This window comes from Fodinicurvata sp. EGI_FJ10296 (assembly GCF_040712075.1).
GTDB lineage: Bacteria > Pseudomonadota > Alphaproteobacteria > DSM-16000 > Inquilinaceae > JBFCVL01.
The window spans coordinates 432,464-448,962 of record NZ_JBFCVL010000006.1 but is presented as its reverse complement, the minus strand read 5'-3'; the positions used below and the strand labels follow the sequence as shown (position 1 = coordinate 448,962).

Sequence of the window (16,499 nt, the reverse complement as noted above, 5' to 3'; positions counted from 1 at the left end):
TGTCAATGCTGGGGATCGAGCCGAAAGATTCCGACCCGTCCGCCAGCACCTGTCCCGACACAAGGCGCGGCGCCCATCGAGACATCACATCGCGCATTTCGTCCAATCGGCCGAGCGCTCCAGCGCCGCGGCGGCCCGATACAAATTGAATTCGTCCCAATGACGTCCGACGATCATCGCCCCGACCGGCAGACCACCTGATGTTGCACAGGGTACCGAGATGGCCGGATGTCCCGTCACATTGAATGGCGCCGTATTGGCAATCATCTCGAAAGCACGTTGAATGATCAGAGCTGTGGGAGCGTCGTCTCCGGGAATCGGCGTCGCCGTCATCGGCAGGGTCGGCAGCAAGAGGGCATCGACCTCGCCACGCAACACTGTGTGGTAGGCAAGCCTCAACCGGCGGGCAAGATTCTGGGCCTTGGCATACAGCCGTCCTTGATGAGCATCGGCCATATGCGCCCCAACCAGCATCGACAGCTTCACCGTGTCGGGCATTTCATCGGCGCGCAGCCGCCAGCGGGAATGCGCATCGGCCAGCGAAACCGGGTAATAGCCGCGCCAGTTGGTGCCGCAGGCATTTCCGCTCATCAGGACGTCGACGAACCCTTCAAGGATGATCGGTGTCCATATCGCCAGCCCCTCCCGATGCATCGGCACCGAAACGGGTCGAATGACCGCCCCCTGCCCTTCCAGTCGGCGCGCTGCCTCGCGGACACCTTCATCGACAGCCGCTTCGCTGTTGTCATGGCCAAACCCCTCGGCCAGAACGCCGATGGTCATGCCGTCGGCACCAGCAGACACGCCCTGGGAATAGACACTGGTCCGCGGCGCGTACTGGCGCGGATCCAGACCGTCTTCTCCCGCGATCACCTCAAGCAGCACCGCGTTATCGGCAACCGTCCGTGTCATGGGGCCGGTATGATCTATGGTCATTTCGATCGGCATGATGCCCGTATAGGGCACAAGGCCATAGGTGGGCTTCATGCCGCAAATTCCGGAAAACGCCGCCGGCATTCTGATCGAACCACCCTGGTCGCCGCCGATGGCCATGTCCACTTCGCCAGCGCCAACCAACGCTCCGCAGCCGCTCGACGATCCCCCGGCGCTGAAGCCGTGCCGATGCGGATTGTGGACCGGACCGGTTGCGCTGGTATGACTTCCACCGGACAGGCAGAAATACTCCGATGTCGCCTTGCCCGCGATCTCGCCGCCAGCATCCAGAATGCGCGAGACGACCGTGGCGTCGGCCTCCGGGACATATCCTTCGAGGGTCGAGGACCCGTTGGCCATGGGCACCCCGGCAACCATCACATTGTCCTTGATGGCGAGCCGCTTGCCGGCCAGGGGGCCACTGTCTGCGCCCTTGATCGTCGATTTGACGGCCCAGGCGTTCATCGGGTTGTCGGCGGCATCGGGCCGGCTGCCGGGCGTCCGCGGGTATTTGACGGCCAGAGGATCATCGACCATGGCGTCAACGACGCGATATGCCTCGATGTTCGGCGTCATCAGTTCGCGATAGCTGTCAATAGCCTGTTCGCTCAATGAGAAGCCGAACTGCTCGGAAAGCTCGGAAAGCCGGCGATGAGTAGGAAGCGGTAGGGGCATGCGTTTAGGAACCCATTCAGAATTTCTGGTTCAGGCGCATCACCTTTCAGTGGAGATAAACGCCCGTTAATGACACTTAAAGTTGTATCACCGGGCAAAAAAATCGCGAAATAAAAGTTTTTACTTCAAAATGCCACCAAATCCTCACGAAAGCGCATGGGGCCATTCCGTGTGGAGAACGCTGGATTCAAGAAACGGAATCCGGCCTCGCCAACTGTTCGGCGGCTTGCGGGTGCAGCATTGGGTCTGCGTCCAGCACACCCTGATGATCGCTATCGGTAGCGTTCTCTTCATCCCGCATGGGAGCGACATCGTCGGAGGCGGCGTTGAGCTCCTGAAGCAGGGACATCAATTGCTCAGCTTTCTCGCGTCCGAGCGCGGCGAACAATTTCTGCTGTTGTTCGATCACGCGTCCGTGAAGACGGCTCCCGACGGCGCGCCCCTTGTCGGACAGATAGATAACGACCTTGCGTCGATCGGCCGGATCGGTAGCCCTGTAGATGAACGCCTGCCCGACCATTCTGTCGGCCACCCGCGTGAGCGTGGGCAGAGTCAATAAAGCCGCTTCGGCCAGATCGCCCATTGTCCAGCCGAATCCGTCGGATAGCACCCGCAGAATCCGCCACTGCTCGATCGTGATGCCTTCTTCACGAACAATCCCGTCCAGATGTGCGGCGCCTTGGCGATCAGCCTGTGTCAGGAGATAGGTAAGATAGTGAATCATGGGTTGGTGGTCGCTCACGGATCGATACCTCTGACGAAGCCTGGAAGGCGAAAGCAGGTTTGCACGCTGGTAGCGCAACCTCGGTATAGTATCAGGCGAAAAATCTGCTCCGTCAAACGATCTATAGCTGCCATGCCCACGATGCAATGGGGACACCCCCCGGCCCGTCGCGTCGGACAATTGCCGAATGGGTGCTGGACGCAGATGGCCTGAGACGCTACCCCGTCGCAGCCCCGGAACAGCGGTACTCTGAACAATGAACGCCCACGCCCGCCCAGGCCCCGACACGACGGTGACGCAGCTGTCACGCACCATCTCGCCGACCGCCGCCATGGCGGCCATCCTCGCGATCGGAACGATCATGCGGATCGTCAATGCCGCGTCGATCGGGCTGGGCGTGGACGAATCCTATGTTACGACCGTTTCCCGGACGCTCAGCCTGAGCTACTTCGATCACCCGCCGCTGCACTACTGGATTATCCACGCGACGGCCTGGCTGACCGGAACCGAACATCCCGTCGTGATCAGGCTGCCGTTCATCGCGATTTTCGCCCTGACCACCTGGCTGATGTACCGTTTGACGGCAAAGCTGTGCGATCCCTGGTCCGGCGTTGCGGCGGCACTGCTGCTGAACCTTTCGGCGGTCTTTTCACTGACGACGGGCGGCTGGGCACTGCCCGACGGCCCGCTCATGGCCGCGCTGCTTGCCGCCGCCCTGGTCCTGGCCAATATCCTGCTGCCCCGTGAACTACGGGTCGATGCCCGGCACGAACGGCACAAGATGCTGGGTGCGTGGTCGCTGGCCGGACTCTTCGGCGGTCTGGCCATGCTCAGCAAATATCATGGCGTCTTCCTGTTCGTCGGCGTACTGGTGTTTTTGCTGTCGCACCGCGGCTCCCGCCACTGGCTGACCTCGCCCGGCCCGTGGATCGGCGCGTTGATCGCCGCCGCCGTCGCCAGCCCGGTTCTGATCTGGAACATCCAGCACGACTTCGTCTCGATTGCGTTTCAGGGCGGACGCGGCGCCCCCGGCGACGAACTGCGCCCCGACCGCATCCTGTCGAACATCGCAGGCCAGGCCGCCTGGATACTGCCATGGATCTTTGTCCCGCTGGCCTGGGTCTTCGTGCGCGCCGCCCTGGCCGGCCCCGGTGATCCGCGCCGCTGGTTCCTTGTCTGTCTGGGCGCCGGACCGATCCTTGTCTTTACCATCGTCGTCATGTGGGGGTCGCGCGGCCTGTTCCACTGGCAGGCTCCGGGATGGCTGATGATTTTCCCGCTTCTGGGCGCCGCCGTCGCCGGGCGCCTGAGATCAGGCAATGCGGTGACCCGCTGGTGGCTGACAGCGAGCGCCGTCCTGCTGGCGGCGATCACGATCATACTCGCCACTCATACGGCCACGGGGTGGATACGGGCCGCCGTTCCAACCTTCGAGGGATCCGATCCGACCGTCGAGGCCCTGACATGGCGCGAGCTTCGCGTCGCCCTGGAGTCGTCCGATCTGCTCGACGGGGGGGATCGGTTCGTGGTCGCCCTCCATTGGCTCGAAGGCGGAAAGATCGGCCAGGCGCTCGGCCCCGACATGCCCATCGTGTGTTTCTGCAGCGACCCGCGGCATTTCGCCTTTATGGCGGATCCATCGACCTTCGAGGGGCGCGATGCCGTCATCATCGGCCGGCGTGACACCATCGACAGGCACGGCGAGGCCGCCGCAGACAGGTTCGCCGGGACCGGCCCCCGCCACGACATCACCATCGACCGTGGCGGCCGGGCAGAAGTGCCGGTGTCTTTCATCCCGGTCCGCGATCTGCTAGAGCCCTATCGGCTTCCCTACCCTGACCGCTTCGACCGTGACTCCCATGGACGCTGACCCCACGGGCATTGCATTGCCCGCGACCGATCGATCCGCCGGCCCGGCCTCGGCTTACCAGGCGCCGGAGCTGACCGTCGTCATTCCCACATTCAACGAGCGCGACAATGTCGACCCGTTGCTGGCGAAGCTGCGCACGGCCCTCGCCGGCATCGAATGGGAAGCGATCTTCGTCGACGACGATAGCCCCGACGGAACAGCGGCGCGTGTGATCGAACGGGCGCGAACGGACTCGCGCATCCGTTGCCTTCGGCGCATCGACCGGCGGGGACTGTCATCGGCCTGCATCGACGGCGTGCTGGCCAGCGCCGCGCCCTATTTCGCCGTCATCGACGCCGACATGCAGCATGACGAGACATTGCTGCCCGACATGCTGCGGCAGATCAGAGCCGACGGGCTCGACATCGTCATCGGCAGCCGCTACGTCGCCGGGGGTGGAACCGGCGAATGGTCGGGTCACCGCATCGCGATCAGCCGCTTTGCAAACGCTCTCAGCCGTCTGGTGACGCGTGTTCGCCTGACCGACCCGATGAGCGGCTTTTTCCTCATGCGGCGGGAGGCCTTCGACCGGGCCGCCCCGTCGCTTTCCGGTCAGGGCTTCAAGATCCTTCTCGACCTTTTCGCGTCGTCGCCCAAGCCCCTGACTTTCGCCGAATTGCCCTATACCTTCCGCAGCCGCACCTTCGGCGAAAGCAAGCTGGATGCCCAGGTCGTCTGGGATTTTCTGATGCTGCTGCTCGACAAGACGGTCGGGCGTTTCGTGCCCGTACGGTTTGCGCTGTTTGCCGCCGTCGGCGGCATCGGCGTCCTGGTCCACCTTGCCGTTCTGGCGGCATCGCTGGCGATCGGATTCGGATTCGCGGTGTCGCAGACCACCGCCATGCTGGTGTCGATGACGGGGAACTTCCTGCTCAACAACCTGATCACATTCCGCGACCGCCGCCTGAAGGGGCGGGCCGTTATTCGCGGGCTGCTGTCGTTCTATCTGGTCTGCAGCGTCGGGGCGGTTGCCAATGTCGGCGTCGCCACGATGATCTATGAAGGCGACGTCATCTGGTGGGCGGCCGGTATTGCCGGCGCCGTCGTCGGCGCCGTGTGGAACTATGCCGCATCGACGATCTTCACCTGGCGCACCCGCTAGATCCGCGAGCCTTTGGCCCATTGCGTTAAACTGCGATGGAATTATCATGGCGCGCAACACCAATCGAAACCGCTTCGCCCACTGGCGGGCGAAGTCCAGCATCAAGGATACGAGCGACATGACAGGAAAAATCGAAGCCCGGCTTTCCGAGCGGAACATCGTATTGCCGGCAGCATCGGCACCGGCTGCGAATTATGTCCCTACGGTCAGGACCGGCAATCTCCTGTTCATATCGGGCCAGATCCCCGTTCAGGATGGCAAGATCACCCATACCGGCAAGCTGGGCGAGGAATACGCCGTCGAAGACGGCTATGCCGCCGCCCGGACTTGCGCCCTGAACATCGTGGCCCAGGCCAAGGCAGCCCTGGGCGACCTGGACAAGGTCGTCCGCGTCGTCAAACTGGTCGGATTCGTAAATGGCGTTCCGAGTTTCCCCGATGCCCCCAAGGTGATCAACGGCGCCTCCGATCTGATGGCAGAGATCTTCGGCGACTCCGGCAGCCACGCACGGTCGGCGGTGACGGTCGCGTCCTTGCCCATGGGTGTCGCGGTCGAGGTCGAAGCCATTATCGAGGTCGCCTGAACAACGGCGGCAAGCGGAACGATCACCATGGCTGATGAGCCCGCACGCCTGGAGATTCGTGCCGTGTCGTCCATCGACCAGATCGGCGCCGCCGATTGGGATCGCTGCGCCGGGCTGTCCAACCCGTTCATCCGCCATGCGTTCCTCAAGGCGCTGGAGGATTCCGATTGCGTCGGCCGCGAGGCGGGATGGCTGCCGCATCATCTGGTCGTCACACAAACCGGCAATCCGCCCGGCGGCAGCGGCGTCGTCGGGTGCGCGCCGCTATACCTGAAGGGGCACAGCTATGGCGAATATGTGTTCGATCATGGTTGGGCGGCGGCGTTCGAACGTGCCGGTGGCTCCTATTATCCCAAACTGCAGTCGGCCGTCCCGTTCACGCCTGTGACCGGGCCCCGCCTGCTCGTTGCCCCCGACACCCCGGACCGCGAAACGATCATCGATGCCATGATCGACGGCATGGCGTCGCTCTGCCGTCGCAACGGTCTCTCATCGGCCCATGTGACGTTTCCGACCGAACATGAATGGGAACGGTTCGGGCGGCGCGACTGGCTTCAGCGGGTCGGGCAGCAATATCATTGGTTCAACGATGGCTATGACAGCTTCGACGATTTCCTGGCGACCCTGACCAGCCGACGGCGGAAACAGATCCGTCGCGAGCGCCGCGAGGTGGCCGATGCCGGTGTGCGCATGCATGCAGTTACCGGCGACGACCTCCGACCCGAGCATTGGGACGCTTTCTATCGATTTTACGAGGATACCGGATCGCGCAAATGGGGCATTCCGTATCTCAACCGGGAATTTTTCGGCTTGTTGGGCGAGACAATGGCCGACAGCGTTGTGCTGGTGCTTGCCGACTATAACGGACGGACAATCGCCGGCGCGCTGAATCTGCGCGGAAATGATACATTATTCGGGCGCAACTGGGGATGCGATACGCATATCCCGTTTCTGCATTTCGAAGCATGCTATTATCAGGCTATGGATTTTGCGATCGATAACGGCCTGACGAAGGTCGAGGCCGGTGCGCAAGGCGAACACAAGATCCAGCGCGGATACCTGCCGGTTCGCACATTCAGTGCTCACTATATTTCTCATCAGGGGCTGCGCCGGGCCGTCGCCAATTTCGTCGAGCAGGAAGCAGTCCACATTGCCGAAGACATGGAAGACCTGGCCGGCTTTGCACCTTTCAAACGCACGCCACCCGGCCGCTCGGAGTAATTCCCGCCAGGGGAAAACAAATCCGAGGCCGGATCAGTAGGCGATACGGTCTTCTTTCTGGTTCCACACGGAGAAGACGGCGTTGGCCTCGTCGCGCAGCAGCGCCACCATCGGCAATGATCGCTGGTCGGGCGCCAGAGCAAGTTCCCGGTAGATGTGGGCGTCGTCGAAACCTGCGGCGGCGGCATCATCGCGACAAGCAGCAAAGACGATCCGATCCACCCTCGCCCAGTAGGCCGCCGCAAGACACATCGGGCACGGTTCGCACGAGGCATAAAGGACAGCACCGGCCAACGAGAAATCGTCAGCAGCGGCACAGGCCCGGCGGATCGCAACGATCTCGGCGTGAGCCGTCGGATCGTTATCAGACGTAACCCGATTGGAACCTTCGGCGAGTACGGCTCCGTTACGAACGATCACCGCACCGAACGGACCGCCGCAGTCGGCCTCCATGCCCGACCGCGACAATGCAATGGCGCGGCGCAACCACCGGCGGTCGGCGGCGGTGGTTGCGCCTTCGTCCGTCATACCGTCAATGGTCATCCGTCGACCATCGCCGGTTCTTTGCGGGCATCGCCATCTTCCGGCGCATCGGGATAGTCGAACGCGAGGCCATCGCCTTCGGTACGGACCCGGACAAGGCCGCCATTAACCAGTCGGCCGAACAGCAACTCGTTCGCCAATGGCTTCTTGATGTGTTCCTGGATGACCCTGCCCAGCGGGCGGGCACCATAGGACGGATCATAGCCCTTGCGACCGAGCCATTTGCGCGCCTCATCCGTCAGCTCAATCGACACCCGGCGGTCGGCAAGCTGCAACTCCAGCTGGATGATGAACTTGTCGACGACGCTGTCGATGACTTCCTCTGACAGATGGGCAAACGGAACCACGGCGTCCAGCCGGTTGCGGAACTCCGGCGTAAAGGTCCGGTTGATCGCCTCGGTATCCTCGCCCATCCGGTTCGTCCGCTCGAACCCGATGGCCGGTTTGGCGATGTTCATGGCGCCGGCATTCGTGGTCATGATCAGGATCACGTTGCGGAAATCGACGATCTTGCCGTTATGGTCCGTCAGCTTGCCGTGATCCATGATCTGCAGCAAAACATTGTAAATGTCCGGATGCGCCTTCTCGATCTCGTCCAGCAGCAGCACGCAATGCGGATGCTGATCGATGGCGTCGGTCAGCAAACCACCCTGGTCGAAGCCGACATAGCCCGGCGGTGCCCCGATCAGGCGGCTTATGGAGTGACGCTCCATGTATTCCGACATATCGAAGCGGCGGAGTTCGATTCCCATGATCCGCGCGAGCTGCCGCGCCACCTCGGTCTTGCCGACGCCTGTCGGGCCCGAGAACAGGTAGTTGCCGATCGGCTTGTCGGCTTCGCGCAACCCGGCCCGCGAGAGCTTGATGGCACTGGCCAATGCCTCGATCGCCGGATCCTGCCCGAAAACGAGAGTTTTCAGATCGCGCTCGACCGTCTGCAGGATCGCCTTGTCGTCGCGGCTGACGTTCTTCGGCGGAATGCGCGCGATCTTCGAAACGATCATTTCGACATCGCGAACGCCGATCGTCTTCTTGCGTTTGGATGGCGCCACCAGCATCTGCGCAGCACCGACCTCGTCGATGACATCGATGGCCTTGTCGGGCAGCTTTCTGTCACCGATATACCGGGCCGACAATTCGACGGCCAGACGGATGGCATCATTCGTGTAGCGCACATTGTGGTGCTTTTCGTAATACGGCTTCAGGCCGCGGAGGATCTTGACGGCGTCCTCGATCGACGGCTCGCCGACATCGATCTTCTGGAAGCGGCGCACCAGCGCCCGATCCTTTTCGAAGTAGTTCCGGTATTCCTTGTAGGTCGTCGATCCGATGCACCGCAATGCGCCGGATGCCAACGCGGGCTTCAGCAGGTTCGAAGCGTCCATGGCGCCGCCCGAGGTGGCACCGGCACCGATAACGGTATGGATTTCGTCAATGAACAGAACGGAATTCTCGACCGTCTCCAACTCCGCAAGGACGGCCTTCAGCCTTTCCTCGAAGTCGCCGCGATAGCGCGTGCCGGCCAGAAGCGACCCCATGTCCAGCGCGAAGATCGTTGCATCGTTCAGGACGTCAGGGACGTCGGAATCGACGATGCGCTTGGCCAGCCCCTCTGCAATGGCGGTTTTGCCGACACCGGGATCACCGACATAAAGCGGGTTGTTCTTGGACCGGCGGCAAAGGATCTGGATCGTTCGCTCGATTTCCTGCTCGCGGCCGATCAGCGGGTCGATTTTCCCGTTCGCCGCCTTGATGTTGAGGTTGACACAATAGGCCTGAAGAGCCTCGTTGGTCTTCTTGGCTCCCTTTTCGCCACTGGGTTCTTCGTCCGTTCCAGACACGCGCGCACCCTCCGCCGATGTCCCCCGATGCGGGGCTTTGGCAATCCCATGGGAGATATAATTGACGGCGTCGAACCGGGTCATGTCCTGCTCCTGCAGGAAATAGACCGCGTGGCTTTCGCGTTCGGAGAACAGCGCGACCAGAACATTGGCCCCTGTCACTTCCTCGCGGCCGCTCGACTGCACATGTATGGCAGCGCGCTGCAGGACGCGCTGGAAACCGGCGGTCGGCTTCGCATCGTCCAGGCGCGTCGTGACCAGATTCGACAACTCGTTGTCGATATAGGCGGTCACATCCTTCCTGAGGCGGTCGATGTCCACCCCGCACGCCTTCATCACCGCGAGCGCGTCCTGATCCTCCGACAGCGCCATCAACAGATGTTCCAGCGTCGCGTATTCGTGTCGACGATCGTTCGCATAGCCCAGTGCCCGATGAAGGGTCTGCTCGAGATTTCTTGAGAGCATTAAGCCGTCGTCCTCGCTGGTATCGTCGTCATCGACCGACAGCGTCACTCTTTCTCCAGTATACACTGAAGAGGATGCTGATGCTGTCGCGCGAAATCCATAACCTGGGTGACCTTCGTTTCCGCGACTTCGAAAGTAAACACGCCGCAGAGCCCGACACCACGGTGATGGACATGCAGCATTATCCGCGTCGCTTCTTCCCGCGACATCGAGAAGAAACGCTCCAGAACGTGAACAACGAACTCCATCGGAGTAAAATCGTCATTCAACATCAAGACCTTATACATCGCAGGCTTTTTCGTCTTCGGCCGGTTTTGAACGACAACACCGGTGCCGCTGCCTTCGTCACCGTCCTTGTCTTGGTCGCTCATGGCTCTCGTATGCCTTACTCTGGTCCTCTCGCGAGCCCCCGCAGCAGGGGCGGTTCACTTGTCACTTTCGAAAGCCGGATCCGACGGTATCGCCAAGTCCACTCCCGAATCATATGTCATCGCGACCGTGTTGGGAAAGGTCTTGAAATCAACGATCGCGTTCCCAGTGATGATACGGCATCGCTGAACTTCTGCAATCCCCGTCTGCCTTACGAACCGTCCGCTGTGCCGCAAGAGCGGCAGTAACATGACGAGACGGCGGACGGCGCCGATCTGCGCGTGCTGTACGCCCAGCCCTCGTCAGCACCCCACCAAGCGGCAGAGACCCGACGACCGACCGGGCCAACGCAAAAAAGGGCAGGCGCGACAGCACATCGCACCCACCCCGGACTTCTGGCCCCCGTGATCCGCCGAAGCGCCCGCCGCGAGCAACCCTACGCGACCGATTGCGGTCAGGCGGCCATCGGCTTGGTCATCCGCACCATCGCGTCGTTGACGCGGTCGTTGAGCGGACCCATCGCCTCGTTGGCAGATTTCAGGCTCAACTCCGACATCCGGGTCATCTCTGAAACCATGGTGTCGAAGGTGTTCTTGGCATGTGCGGATTGCAGATCGACAACTTCGGAAAGCGAAGAGGCCGCCATCATGGACTTCGCGGTCTGCACGCTTTGGTCCATTATCGACTGCGAGACCGTAAACCAGATTTTGGCAACGTCTTCAGCACCCTTCATGATGGCCGTGTTGCTTTCGGTCCATGCTTTCAGCGTGTCCTGACCGGACTGCGACGCCTCTTCCCATCCCTTCGTCCACTGCTGGCCGGATTTCGCGAGATGGTCCTTCGCGGTATTCAGGCCATCATCGAGGCTCTTTGTATAGGCTTCCTGAGTCGTGTTCATTGCTTCCTCCATCTTCTGCCTGGTCATCGTCACCGTTTCCTCAACCGCTTTGGCCGTAGTCGCCCCTGCTGTTTCGGCTGACGTTGAGCTAGCCGTCAGGGTTTCGGTAGCTGCACCAGACATTTCTTCAGCAGAGGTTTCGGGGCCCTGCTGGTTCTGGTTCGATGAACGATTCGGTGTTTTCTTCGCGTTTTTGGCGGTACTCATGATCGATATCCCCTGATCTGTGGCGTTCGGCGCCGCGCCGACTGCGCGGCTTGGTCGTGGCCGGAAAACACCGGAACTCAGGGTTCCAATCTACCAGCCCACGGTACCCGGCCATTCGCGGCCGGGCTGAATATTGCGTTGCACAACACAGCATATGGCCAGGGACCCAGCGGCTGTCAAGAAAATTTGTGCACTGCAACATAGCCAGACCGCGTTGTTGGAAACCGGCTGATTCCGGACGAACCCGGCAGGAGCAACTGTCCGGAGAAACGGCTGGGCAAGAGACTGGGCAGGCGACTGGGAAGGCGACTGGGGAAACGAAACCGGAGATGGTCGGAAATTAACCGGTTGCCGGCTTTCATGTGTTATATCAGCGGTACCGTGTCAGCGGGACCGGAACGAACCGCCGGCGCCGGACGGCATTATGTTGGCGAGACGTAACAGCCGCCGATGGGCGGCAACTGTGACGCATTCGACGCGTTGAAGAAGGAATCAGACCCAACATGACCTATTGCCTCAGCATCCGTGTGCAAGACGGCCTCGTCGCTCTCGCGGACGGGCGGGTCACGAGCGGCAGCACAATCGCAGCCGCCAGAAAAATCGTTCTGCTGGGCGAGGGAGAAAACCGGTTCTTCATGATGACCTCCGGCTTGCGCAGTGTACGAGACAAGGCGCTGGCATATCTGCGGCGGCGCATGGCCGAAACGCCGTCAGGGTTCACGACCATGCTTGCCGCCGCCGACAACTTTGCGGCGATACTCCGGGAGGTCGCGCGCGAGGACAAGTCGGCGCTTGAAGACTCCAATCTGGTCTTCAACCTGCACACTCTGATCGGCGGCCAGCTCCGCGACGATCCGCACCATACCGTCTTTCTTGTCTATCCCCAGGGCAACTGGATCGAGATCGACGAACGCTCATCGTTCCTGTCGGTCGGCGCGACCGCCTATGGCAAGCCCATCCTCGACCGGGCGCTGACGTTCCAGACGGATCTGAGCCATGCTCTGAAGCTGGCCTATCTCAGCTTCGACTCGACGCGGTTCAGTTCCACGGATGTCGGCTATCCGATCGACATTCTCACTTATGAAGCAGCAACACGGACGTGGCGTGAAGCGCAGTTCCAGTACGAAGATCTCATCGAGCAGCGGCAGTGGTGGAACGAGCACCTTACGGCCCTGGCCGCACAGATGCCGGATGCCCCGCTTTCGCGCCACCTGCTGCCGAGCACGCCCAAACGCCTGTCGGTCGTCGCTGAGCCGGACTGACATCCCCGATTTCCGCGTCCCCGAATACCGCACCATTCGAATGCCGCACTTCCGGAGGTGCGGGTGCCACGATCGGCCGAACCCCGCTAACATTTCCGGCATGCTTGTGCATTTCAACCATTGCGAAAGGAATATTCGCTAGACAGGCATAATCGGAAACGCTTATCCTCATCCGGCAGAAGGGACCGCTATTTTCCTTCCGGAACATGGAGTTAGGGAGCAAAGCTCATGGAATGTCACAAGCTCTCGAAAACCTGGGCCCTGCCCTTGGCATTCCTGGCATTCTGCACCCCGTTCAACAGGTTCAGCGGCCGCCTCCCCCGATTCGCGGGAATGCCTTTGTCGATCTCGGGTTTGGTCATACTGCTGGCCATCGCCATGGCTGGCACGCCAGCGAATGCAAATCCGCGCTATGCCGCTTTTGTCATGGATGCCGCCACGGGCGAGGTGCTTCACGCCCGCTATGCCGACCGCCCTCTCTACCCGGCGTCGCTGACCAAGATGATGACGCTTTATATGGCGTTCCAGGCGCTGGATCGCGGTGACCTGACAATGGACCAGCGGATCACGGTTTCGCGTTTCGCGGCGTCGGAACCCCCCAGCAAGCTAGGAATCCCGGCTGGCGGCACCATTCGCGTGCAAGAGGCGATCTATTCGCTCGTCACCCGCTCCGCGAATGACATCGCGACCGCGATGGGTGAGGCATTGGGCGGCTCGGAAGCGCGCTTTGCTCAGCTGATGACACAGGAAGCCCGTCGACTGGGGATGAGCAACACGACATTCAGGAATGCTCACGGCCTCCCGGACACCCAACAAATCAGTACAGCCCGCGATATGGCCCTTCTGTCGCAGGCGCTCATGCGTGACTTCCCCCATTATTTTCACTATTTTTCCACGCGCAGCTGGACCTATGGTGGCTCGACCTACCGCAATCATAACCACCTGATGTCGTCGTACGAGGGAATGGACGGGCTGAAGACCGGCTATATTCGCGCGGCGGGATTCAATCTGGCAGCGACCGCCATTCGCGGCAACCTGCGCCTGATCGCGGTCCTTTTTGGCGGACAGACGGCCGACCGGAGAAATCGGGCGGTTCGCGATCTGCTGGACAATTCATTCGCCTCCGAGCGCGGGCGCTACCTCGTCGCCAATGGCACAACCGAAATCCAGCGTTTCGTCGCGCCGCTGCCACCGATGCGGCCAGACGGCGAGAACGCCTTTGCAGGGTTGGCCGGCGACAACATGCCTGACCGCGTGCTTGACCCCCTTCCCGCCCGGTTTGCGCACTATCCGACCCCAGGCTCACATCCGCGGCGCCAGGTGGTCGCGGCGGCCGCCGGAAATGCGGATGAAGCCGCCCGTCCGGAAACGGCATCACCGGCCCCGGACGACCGGATTGCGATGCTGGCGAGCGGCGACGACCTTATCGTTGACGAGATCGAGCAGGGATCGACGGATAACGCGGTTGAAGTTGCGGCCTCATCCGCCCCTGTATCGCAATGGGGCATTCAGATCGGGGCCTTCAGCGAGGAAGATGCCGGCCAGCAGGCGATCGAGCGGGCACGGTCCACCACCGAAGGCATGCTGGACAGTGCCGACGGGGTTATCATCCGCATCAACACCGACAACGGACCGCTATTCCGGGCGCGGCTTGTCGGATTCGATCAGGCCACGGCGGCTAACGCCTGCACACGCCTGATGGACCGGGGCAGCCCGTGTCTGACCATTGCCCCGAACACGTCATTCTAGCCACAAGCGGTTCGGGTCCGGGGTCGGGCGGCGTCGCACTGCTTGATGCCACCCGACCCTGTCGCCGTTTTATTCGACGTCGGCGGCAACGCGCATCTGGACGATCTGATCGGGGTTTGCCGGCGGCTCGCCCCGTGTGATCGCGTCGACATGTTCCATGCCCGAGGTGACCCGGCCCCATGCCGTGTACTGGCCGTTCAGGAACTGGGCATCATCGAACACGATGAAGAACTGGCTGTCAGCGCTGTCCGGGTGCTGGGCCCGCGCCATACCGACGACACCGCGCTGGAACGGAACCTGATTGAACTCTGCCGAAAGCCCCTGGCCCGAGCCGCCGCGGCCGGTCCCGGTCGGGTCGCCGGTCTGGGCCATGAAGCCGTCGATGACGCGGTGAAAGATGATGCCGTCGTAGAACCCTTCGCGGCTTAGTTCCTTGATACGCGCGGTATGGTTTGGTGCTTCCTCGGTAAGGAGGTCGATGACGACCCGACCCTGTTCCAGGTCCAGAAACAGGGTGTTCTCCGGATCGTTGGTTTGGCCGCTGGCATTTGTGGCGGACATGATGATAATCGCACTCCCGATCGTGGCGAATAGGCGGTTCAGGCGCATGAGATGCATCCGACTGCAAGATACGGTACAAGGCGGGCCGGTTGGAGCCGCCAGCCATCCCTATTAGACGACGATGTCGTCCGCCGCAAGATACCGCTCGTCCCGCGAAATCGTTGCGCCGTTTATGCTCCCGCCCGGCCCGCCTCTTTGCGGGCGATGCGGTGCCCGGCCGCCACCCCGAGGATCGCCGCCACCGCCGCCGCGCTGGCCAGCAGTAGCGGCGCCATCGACCAGCCGCCCGCGAACGCCACCCAGGCGGCCAGGGCAGGCGGACCGAAAATCTGGCCCGTATGCGACCCCTGGACCAACAGACCGTTGGCCGCCCCGATGGTTGCGGCATCTGGCGCGGCATGCGGAACTGCGGCCAGCAGTGCTGCCGGTATCATGCCGCCCGCCAGCGACAGCATGATAACGGCGACAAACCGGACAGGATCGGCCATGGTGCCGGGATAGATGACAAAGGCGGCCACCGCCATGACGGCGCTGCCCAGAACGACCAGGGCGCCCGTCCCGACGCCGCGCATCATCAGCGCACCCCCGAGCAGATTACCCGCTGCATTCGCCAGCACGGCAACGGCGGCCATCGCCGAAGCGGCGGCCGGGTCATATCCGCGCAGCTCGACCAACCAATAGGGCAGGAAGCCGATGACGCCCATGAATTGAAAGGTATACAGCGCGAATGTGGCTGCCAGCAGGACGGGTGCCGGACTCGTCACCACGCGGACCACGAGTATGGCAAAGCGATCGTCGCGCCGCCCTGTTCCGGAGCTGCCGACAGCCGCAGTACCAGGCGCCCTATCAGGGGGCAGCTTCGTGAACGCGGCGGCAAGGCCGGCGACGAGCAACAATGCGCTGACACCCCACACTGTGCGCCATCCGAACGACGCGGCCAGGGGCCCGGCCGAGGCCATCGCGAGCGCGAGGCCCGCTGGCATATAAACGGCCCACAGGCCAAACACCATGCGCCGATGGCGAGGCGCCGAACACGCCAGCAGCAACACCGGCGCGCTCACCACGCAAAGCAGAAATCCCCCGCCTTCGACCAGACGGGTGACGAACAACCACCACGGAGCGGTCGCCAGGGCGCCGGCACCCGCTGCTGCGGCCGACAGGCCGAGCCCGATCAGCATAAGCCGGCGCGGACCGATTCGGTCGGCAAGCGCGCCGCCCGCCACGCCCACGGTCATCACCACCAGACTGAAAATGGATATCAGCCATCCCGAGGCGACCAGACCAAACCCGAACTCGGCCCGCAAGAGCGCAAGCACGGGCGGCACCTTTCCAATCTGGAAGGCGACCACCATCCCGGCGAAGACGATCAGAGCAACCCGCGGCCAGGAGGTTGTCTGTTCGACTTCGGCTTTTTCGTCGGATTCCAGTATGTTCAAATCCTCTCGATTGCCGGCGCC

14 protein-coding genes are annotated in these 16,499 nt (G+C 62.2%); 6 read left to right on the top strand and 8 right to left on the bottom strand.

The genetic code is table 11. From position 1 onward, the window contains the following. Window positions 1-84 precede the first annotated feature (84 nt). The gene (locus tag ABZ728_RS15680; RefSeq protein WP_366657162.1) at window positions 85-1,608 is read right to left on the bottom strand and encodes an amidase; all 1,524 of its coding nucleotides are present in this window, start codon (window positions 1,606-1,608) and stop codon (window positions 85-87) included. Window positions 1,609-1,795: 187 nt separating this feature from the next. Then, window positions 1,796-2,350: a MarR family transcriptional regulator gene (locus tag ABZ728_RS15675; RefSeq protein WP_366657161.1), complete on the bottom strand. Its 555-nt coding sequence runs from the start codon at window positions 2,348-2,350 to the stop codon at window positions 1,796-1,798. 238 nt (window positions 2,351-2,588) lie between these two features. Between ABZ728_RS15675 and ABZ728_RS15670 the strand changes: the two genes are divergently transcribed. From ABZ728_RS15670 to ABZ728_RS15655, 4 genes are all read left to right on the top strand, one after another. Then, window positions 2,589-4,202: a glycosyltransferase family 39 protein gene (locus tag ABZ728_RS15670; RefSeq protein WP_366657160.1), complete on the top strand. Its 1,614-nt coding sequence runs from the start codon at window positions 2,589-2,591 to the stop codon at window positions 4,200-4,202. Next, window positions 4,192-5,343: a glycosyltransferase family 2 protein gene (locus tag ABZ728_RS15665; RefSeq protein WP_366657159.1), complete on the top strand. Its 1,152-nt coding sequence runs from the start codon at window positions 4,192-4,194 to the stop codon at window positions 5,341-5,343. The genes ABZ728_RS15670 and ABZ728_RS15665 overlap by 11 nt, the downstream gene beginning before the upstream one ends. Window positions 5,344-5,461: 118 nt before the next feature. Further along, on the top strand, window positions 5,462-5,926 hold the full coding sequence (locus ABZ728_RS15660) for a RidA family protein (protein WP_366657158.1): 465 nt from the start codon (window positions 5,462-5,464) through the stop codon (window positions 5,924-5,926). A gap of 27 nt (window positions 5,927-5,953) precedes the next feature. Beyond that, window positions 5,954-7,147, top strand: a complete 1,194-nt coding sequence (locus ABZ728_RS15655) for a GNAT family N-acetyltransferase (protein ID WP_366657157.1) — start codon at window positions 5,954-5,956, stop codon at window positions 7,145-7,147. Between the two features lie 33 nt (window positions 7,148-7,180). Here ABZ728_RS15655 and ABZ728_RS15650 read toward each other — a convergent pair whose 3' ends face one another. The 4 genes from ABZ728_RS15650 to ABZ728_RS15635 all read right to left on the bottom strand — a co-directional run bounded on the left by ABZ728_RS15650 (window position 7,181) and on the right by ABZ728_RS15635 (window position 11,470). Further along, window positions 7,181-7,690 carry a nucleoside deaminase gene (locus ABZ728_RS15650; protein WP_366657156.1) on the bottom strand — a complete coding sequence of 170 codons (510 nt, stop codon included), beginning with the start codon at window positions 7,688-7,690 and terminating at the stop codon, window positions 7,181-7,183. Continuing rightward, window positions 7,687-9,996 carry an ATP-dependent Clp protease ATP-binding subunit ClpA gene (gene clpA / locus ABZ728_RS15645; protein WP_366657209.1) on the bottom strand — a complete coding sequence of 770 codons (2,310 nt, stop codon included), beginning with the start codon at window positions 9,994-9,996 and terminating at the stop codon, window positions 7,687-7,689. The genes ABZ728_RS15650 and clpA overlap by 4 nt, the downstream gene beginning before the upstream one ends. Before the next feature lie 44 nt (window positions 9,997-10,040). Next, a complete protein-coding gene (clpS, locus tag ABZ728_RS15640) occupies window positions 10,041-10,367 on the bottom strand; it encodes an ATP-dependent Clp protease adapter ClpS (protein ID WP_366657155.1) in 327 nt (108 codons plus the stop codon). A gap of 452 nt (window positions 10,368-10,819) precedes the next feature. After that, complete coding sequence (locus ABZ728_RS15635; RefSeq protein ID WP_366657154.1) at window positions 10,820-11,470, bottom strand: phasin family protein; 651 nt, start codon at window positions 11,468-11,470, stop codon at window positions 10,820-10,822. Window positions 11,471-11,973: 503 nt separating this feature from the next. On the opposite strand from ABZ728_RS15635, the gene ABZ728_RS15630 reads away from it, so the two are divergent. Both ABZ728_RS15630 and ABZ728_RS15625 read left to right on the top strand, forming a co-directional pair. Then, a complete protein-coding gene (locus tag ABZ728_RS15630; RefSeq protein WP_366657153.1) occupies window positions 11,974-12,732 on the top strand; it encodes a peptidase in 759 nt (252 codons plus the stop codon). A 228-nt stretch (window positions 12,733-12,960) separates the two neighbouring features. Then, window positions 12,961-14,481, top strand: a complete 1,521-nt coding sequence (locus ABZ728_RS15625; protein WP_366657152.1) for a D-alanyl-D-alanine carboxypeptidase — start codon at window positions 12,961-12,963, stop codon at window positions 14,479-14,481. A gap of 69 nt (window positions 14,482-14,550) precedes the next feature. On the opposite strand, the gene ABZ728_RS15620 is transcribed toward ABZ728_RS15625, so the two are convergent. Together ABZ728_RS15620 and ABZ728_RS15615 are read right to left on the bottom strand one after the other, a co-directional pair. After that, complete coding sequence (locus ABZ728_RS15620; RefSeq protein ID WP_366657208.1) at window positions 14,551-15,042, bottom strand: peptidylprolyl isomerase; 492 nt, start codon at window positions 15,040-15,042, stop codon at window positions 14,551-14,553. A 170-nt stretch (window positions 15,043-15,212) separates the two neighbouring features. Continuing rightward, window positions 15,213-16,478 (bottom strand): MFS transporter, encoded by a 1,266-nt coding sequence (locus ABZ728_RS15615; RefSeq protein WP_366657151.1) that lies wholly within the window; start codon window positions 16,476-16,478, stop codon window positions 15,213-15,215. Window positions 16,479-16,499 lie beyond the last annotated feature (21 nt).